Origin of the sequence: Leptolyngbya sp. FACHB-711, from assembly GCF_014695615.1 — a bacterium.
GTDB lineage: Bacteria > Cyanobacteriota > Cyanobacteriia > Elainellales > Elainellaceae > Leptolyngbya_A.
Genome location: NZ_JACJOR010000224.1, coordinates 1 through 5,280 on the forward strand (window position 1 = coordinate 1; position 5,280 = coordinate 5,280).

Sequence of the window (5,280 nt, forward strand, 5' to 3'; positions counted from 1 at the left end):
CTTATCGTTTCATTTCCGCTTCGGTTTTCCAGCATTGCTTCGCAGTACAATTCAGCCCTTCAAGATTCATCCCTTCAAACTGAGGAGCGCAGATTCACTCAACGGTGGGTTCAATATCCTCTGTGCCTCCTTAGTTCCCCAGTCATTCCCCGATCGTGAAGGACTTTAAATCGATCGTCAGTTCCCCCTCTGAGAAATTGAGAGAAATTGGGGGACTATCAGGCTTTTAAAGCACGCCCTAAGCCTCTACGAGCACCGACAGCAAGCCCTTAAACAATCCTAGCCCGTCCGTGTTGCCCAGAGCCGGGTCGGAAGCGCGTTCTGGGTGGGGCATCATGCCTAGCACATTGCCCTGTCGGTTGCAGATGCCTGCAATATTATTGAGCGAGCCGTTTGGATTTGCATCCGGCGAGGGGTTTCCTGCGGGGGTAGCATAGCGAAAAAGCACCTGCTGGTTGTCCTCTAGCTCTGCTAGAGTGTCGCGATCGGCGTAATAACAGCCTTCTCCATGAGCGATCGGCAACGTAATGACCTGTCCCGACTGGTAGTGCTGCGTCCAGGGCAAATCATTGCGTTCAACTTTAAGCGGCACTCGATCGCAGACAAAGTGCAGATCCCGGTTTCGCATGAGTGCCCCTGGCAGCAGACCCGCTTCGGTCAACACCTGAAATCCGTTGCAGATGCCCAGTACAAATTTTCCCTGCTTCGCGTGTTCAATCGTGGCTTGCATCGCTGGAGAAAATCGAGCGATCGCCCCACAGCGCAAATAGTCGCCGTAGCTAAATCCACCCGGCAGGATCACCACATCCAAATCAGATAAATTGCTGTCTTCGTGCCAGATCATCCGCGTTGGCTGCTGAAGCAAATCGCGGCTCACCATTGCTACGTCACGATCGCAGTTTGATCCGGGAAAGACAATTACGCCAAATTTCATGCTGCTGCTCCTGATTCTGCTCTTGATTCTGCTTTTGGCTGTGCCCCTTTTATCATGGTATCAAGGCGAAGCGGCATCCCGTGATAGGAGTTCGTCATTTGGAGTTCGGCATGCGGAATGACAAATTAATTTGCGGATGCACGCGATCGGTCAGAATCAGAGAAAGAGATCTAAGCAAGCAGTTTCCAGCATGGACATTAACGACGGATTTGTTGGTGCAGTCGGCAATACTCCCCTGATTCGGCTGCACAGTCTCAGTGAAGAGACCGGGTGCGAGATTTTGGGCAAAGCAGAGTTTCTCAATCCAGGTGGTTCCGTAAAGGATCGGGCAGCCCTCTACATTATTCAAGAAGCAGAAGAGCAGGGCTTGCTGAAACCGGGCGGCACTGTTGTTGAAGGCACGGCAGGCAATACCGGAATCGGACTGGCACACATTTGCAATGCTAAAGGCTACAAGTGTCTGATTATTATTCCCGACACTCAATCTCAGGAAAAAATCGATTTGCTGCGGACGCTGGGGGCAGAAGTTCGCCCGGTTCCGTCAGTGCCCTACCGCGATCCGAACAACTACGTGCGGCTGTCGGGCAGAATTGCGGAAGAGTTAGAAAACGCGATCTGGGCAAACCAGTTTGACAATCTGGCAAACCGTCGCGCCCACTACGAAACCACCGGACCCGAAATCTGGCAGCAAACCGAGGGCAAAATCGATGCCTGGGTTACAGCCACAGGAACAGGCGGCAGCTACGCAGGCGTTTCGCTTTATCTGAAAGAGCAAAATCCAAACGTGCGCTGTGTCCTGGCAGACCCGATGGGCAGCGGACTGTATAGCTATGCCAAATTTGGCGAAATTAAAATCGAAGGCAGCTCCGTCACCGAAGGCATTGGCAACAGCCGGGTCACTGCCAATATGGAAGGCGCACCGATCGACGACGCTATCCAGGTACACGACCAGGAGGCACTGCGGATGATCTACCAGCTTCTTCGCAAAGATGGCTTGTTCATGGGTGGTTCGGTAGGCATCAACGTGGCCGCAGCCGTAGCCTTGGCTAAACAACTGGGTCCAGGACACACGATCGTCACCCTTCTGTGTGATGGGGGGGCACGCTATCAGTCACGGCTGTTTAACCCAGAGTGGCTGGCAAGTAAAGGGTTATCGGTTCCGGCTGCTTAGGATCGCCTGTCGTATCCCCGATCGCATTCAAGGTTTTGCAGCCCCCTCAATCCCCCCTTGTGACTTGCCGCTCCTAAAAAGCGAGGGGGGACTTTAAACAATTTGGGAGTTTCCCCCTCTGTAGAAGCTTGGGGCGATCAAAATGACGCTTAGCCACGGCTGAACCCAGAGTGAGGGTGTTCTTACTGGCCTGGAGAAAATGCCCATTCTAGAGGCTCCCTGCATTGCCATCATCAGCGATTAATCCCGCCGCCCATCATCCCGCAGCACAAACGTCAGAACCGCCGCCAACAAACAAACGCCCGCCAACCCAACTAAAAGGGGCATAACGCCGATCGACGTTTGCAGAATCGGTAAGCCAAAGGTTCCCAGAACGGCTCCCGCTTTGGCAACGGCAGCAGCAAACCCGGCTCCACTTGCCCGAATCGACGTGGGAAACACTTCACCCGACAGCAAAAATGTAGTCGAATTCGGTCCAGCATTCATCGTCAGGTTAAACACAAAAAAGCCCAGAAAGACGATCGCCGTATTCCAGGCACTGGCTGAACTGCTCCAGCCCGAACCCGCCAGAATCAGTAGCCCGATCGCCATTCCCACAAAACCCAAAATTTGCAGCCGAATTCGCCCCACCCGCTCGACGCAAACCACCGCAATCAAAAAACCTGCAATCAGAAACAAATCCACGATCGCAGACCCTTTTGCCGATGCCAGTTCCCGGTTGAGCAAATCGGTACGATCGGCGTAGGCAAGGGCAGCAATAATCGTCGGAGTAAAAATGCCGATGCCGTAAGTGGCAATATCCTGCAAAAACCAGGGAATCGAGGCAAGTAGCGTACGGCCACGATAAGCGACCGAAAACAAATCGCGATAGGACAGGCTAGATTCGGTCTCCGGCGGATCGGTTTCGGGCGTGAGGACGATCGGGGTTTCGAGCAGGGTTGAGGCTGCCTTCGATGCGGCTTCGTAGTCTCCTCGTGCTAGATAATAGCGCGGACTTTCCAGCAAGAAGTTGAGCCGCAAAATTCCAACGCCGATTGCCAAGATCAGCCCCACGCCCAGCATCCCTCGCCATGCATACTGAACTGCAGGCTGCACGACATCGGGATAAAAAGCTTGAAACGCCGCAATAATGCCGATTCCGGTGAGTGCGCCCAGCAGCGCCCCAACTGCCTGAAACGTAAACGCCCCAATCACCATCCGTCCGCGTAGCCGAGCCGGAACGTTTTCGGTAATGTAAGAGACGCTAATCGGATAATCTGCCCCGATCGCCACCCCTACCAGAAAGCGAAACCCGAGCAGCGAAATCGCATTCCAGGCAAAAGCCGTTCCTGCCGTCGCAATGACAAATAAGGCAACGTCTACCAGCAGCATTCGCTGTCGCCCAATCCGATCGGTTAACGGTCCCAGGGTAAGAGAGCCGAGCAGGGAACCGACGATCGCCGCCACTGCCACCGCACCAATTTCAGCCGACCCCAAGTTAAAGTCCCGCTGAAGAAAGGGAAGCGCAACGCCAATAATAAAAAAATCAAAGCCATCCAGCACGATCAGCCCCGCCGACAGCCCCCACAGGAGCCACATGACGCGGGTGAGATTAGATTCATCGAGCTGCTGTTCAAACGATCGAAGCTGAGGTGGCGCAACCATAGGGCAGGGGTCTGTAAAGAACGATTGGTCAAGAAATAAACCTGCTTCTAGTATCACCATTTCTCGATCGCGTCCACGCTGAAAAAGGGCTACAGCCTACAGCCCCTTACCGATGAATCTGACTCAGATCGATCGCCGGATGAATCGAGGGAAAATACTGCCCGTGAAATTGAAATGGAATCACATGGGGAACTTCTGCTCGTGCCAGTTCGCTCATGGATTGAGCATCGAGCATGAGGAGAAAAGACTGTTTGCGATCGGCATCCAGCACCACAGAAAGCAGAATTCCTTCGTCTTCGGCTGAGGCGTTGGGCGCAGAAACAAAGACGGGTTCACCCGGATAGCAGTTTTCGTCTGACCAGAAGGCAGTCTCGCCCGTATTCACATTGATTTTGACCAGCTGATCGTTAAAATTATTCAGAATTTGATTGCCTACGCCATACACAAACTGATAGGGTTTCGCGTTCGCCTGTCGGTAATGAATTCTCGGAAGCTCGATCGTCTCATCGGATAAAGTTTCACCGATCGCATCACCTGAATTGAGATTGAGGCGATATCGCTTCAATTTTCCGGCGGCATTGCCCGATCGTCCGGTTCTTAACGGCTCTAAATATAAATCATCAATAATTCTGCCGTCGGGATAAGCGATCAAATCGATCAACAATTCATCATCTTGTTCAAACGCATTTACGTGATGAAAGGCGAAAAAGGGTTCGCTCTCACAGGTTTTTACAACTTCCCCAGTTGATTTATCGACTACCGTGAAATGGGTGCCGCGATCGGTCTTCCAGCGATAGTTTTCGATAAACGGTTTGCCGCTAGTCAGTAGACCGAGCAAATTCAGCCGCAAGGGAAACTCGGTGAGAATAATGTATCGATCGCTCATGGCGAAGGTGTGCATATAGGCGGGTTCCTTCACCGGAATCGAGGCAACCAACTCGCGGCGGCTGTTGTGGAAACCCATGCGGTAAATATTGTATTTGCTGGGCGAACCAAAGGCAATTAGATAGTTGAACAAACACTGGCGATCGAAATCAAAATGCGGATGTACAGTCGTTGTCTGTCCCAAAATGCGGTCGTCAAACGGAAACTTATCCAGCGTTTCTAGCGTATCGGGGTTAAACACGATCGGCTGCGGGACTTCAGTAGTGCTGACGAGTCGATCGCCCAACGGCAAGATATTCACGTTGGCGTTATCGGTTGGGCGCGGCAGCGGATCGCGCAATCGTTTCCAAAAAGAAGTCCGAGCAGTTGTGCCAAATTCACCCCGGCTAATTTTGCCTTTCTCGTGTGCCTCTTGATAAGAATCACTGGCAAGGAATCGATTCACATAGCTCACTCGCCCCGCCTGAAACGAAAATCGCGACAGCATCGCCAGTCCATCAAACCAGTGGCGATAAGGCTCTCCGTCAATGTCAAACTGAGCCGGACCCGTGCGAATCAGCGTTCCCGTTAGCCATTCTGGCAGCGTTCCGGTCAGCGGCAAAGCATCGATCGTCGCTTCTTCAGTTGCCGTCTCAAAACCGATCGC

At 52.7% G+C, this 5,280-nt stretch carries 4 protein-coding genes; 1 reads left to right on the forward strand and 3 read right to left on the reverse strand.

Annotated features, from left to right (window positions below):
* Positions 1–238: 238 nt before the first annotated feature.
* Positions 239–934, reverse strand: a complete 696-nt coding sequence (purQ, locus tag H6F80_RS08570) for a phosphoribosylformylglycinamidine synthase subunit PurQ (protein WP_190791157.1) — start codon at positions 932–934, stop codon at positions 239–241.
* A gap of 190 nt (positions 935–1,124) precedes the next feature.
* On the opposite strand from purQ, the gene H6F80_RS08575 reads away from it, so the two are divergent.
* Positions 1,125–2,105, forward strand: coding sequence for a cysteine synthase A (locus H6F80_RS08575; protein ID WP_190791158.1), 981 nt, complete (start codon positions 1,125–1,127; stop codon positions 2,103–2,105).
* A gap of 240 nt (positions 2,106–2,345) precedes the next feature.
* Here H6F80_RS08575 and H6F80_RS08580 read toward each other — a convergent pair whose 3' ends face one another.
* Both H6F80_RS08580 and H6F80_RS08585 read right to left on the reverse strand, forming a co-directional pair.
* The gene (locus tag H6F80_RS08580) at positions 2,346–3,749 is read right to left on the reverse strand and encodes an MFS transporter (RefSeq protein ID WP_190791159.1); all 1,404 of its coding nucleotides are present in this window, start codon (positions 3,747–3,749) and stop codon (positions 2,346–2,348) included.
* A gap of 106 nt (positions 3,750–3,855) precedes the next feature.
* Positions 3,856–5,280: carotenoid oxygenase family protein (locus H6F80_RS08585; RefSeq protein ID WP_199296452.1), on the reverse strand; the 1,425-nt coding region annotated here is incomplete at its 5' end.

Bases quoted from the DNA above. Each gene is read 5' to 3' on its own strand.
- H6F80_RS08575 (WP_190791158.1), top strand. From the start codon at position 1,125: ATGGACATTAACGACGGATTTGTTGGTGCAGTCGGCAATACTCCCCTG.
- H6F80_RS08580 (WP_190791159.1), bottom strand. From the start codon at position 3,749: ATGGTTGCGCCACCTCAGCTTCGATCGTTTGAACAGCAGCTCGATGAA.
- purQ (WP_190791157.1), bottom strand. From the start codon at position 934: ATGAAATTTGGCGTAATTGTCTTTCCCGGATCAAACTGCGATCGTGAC.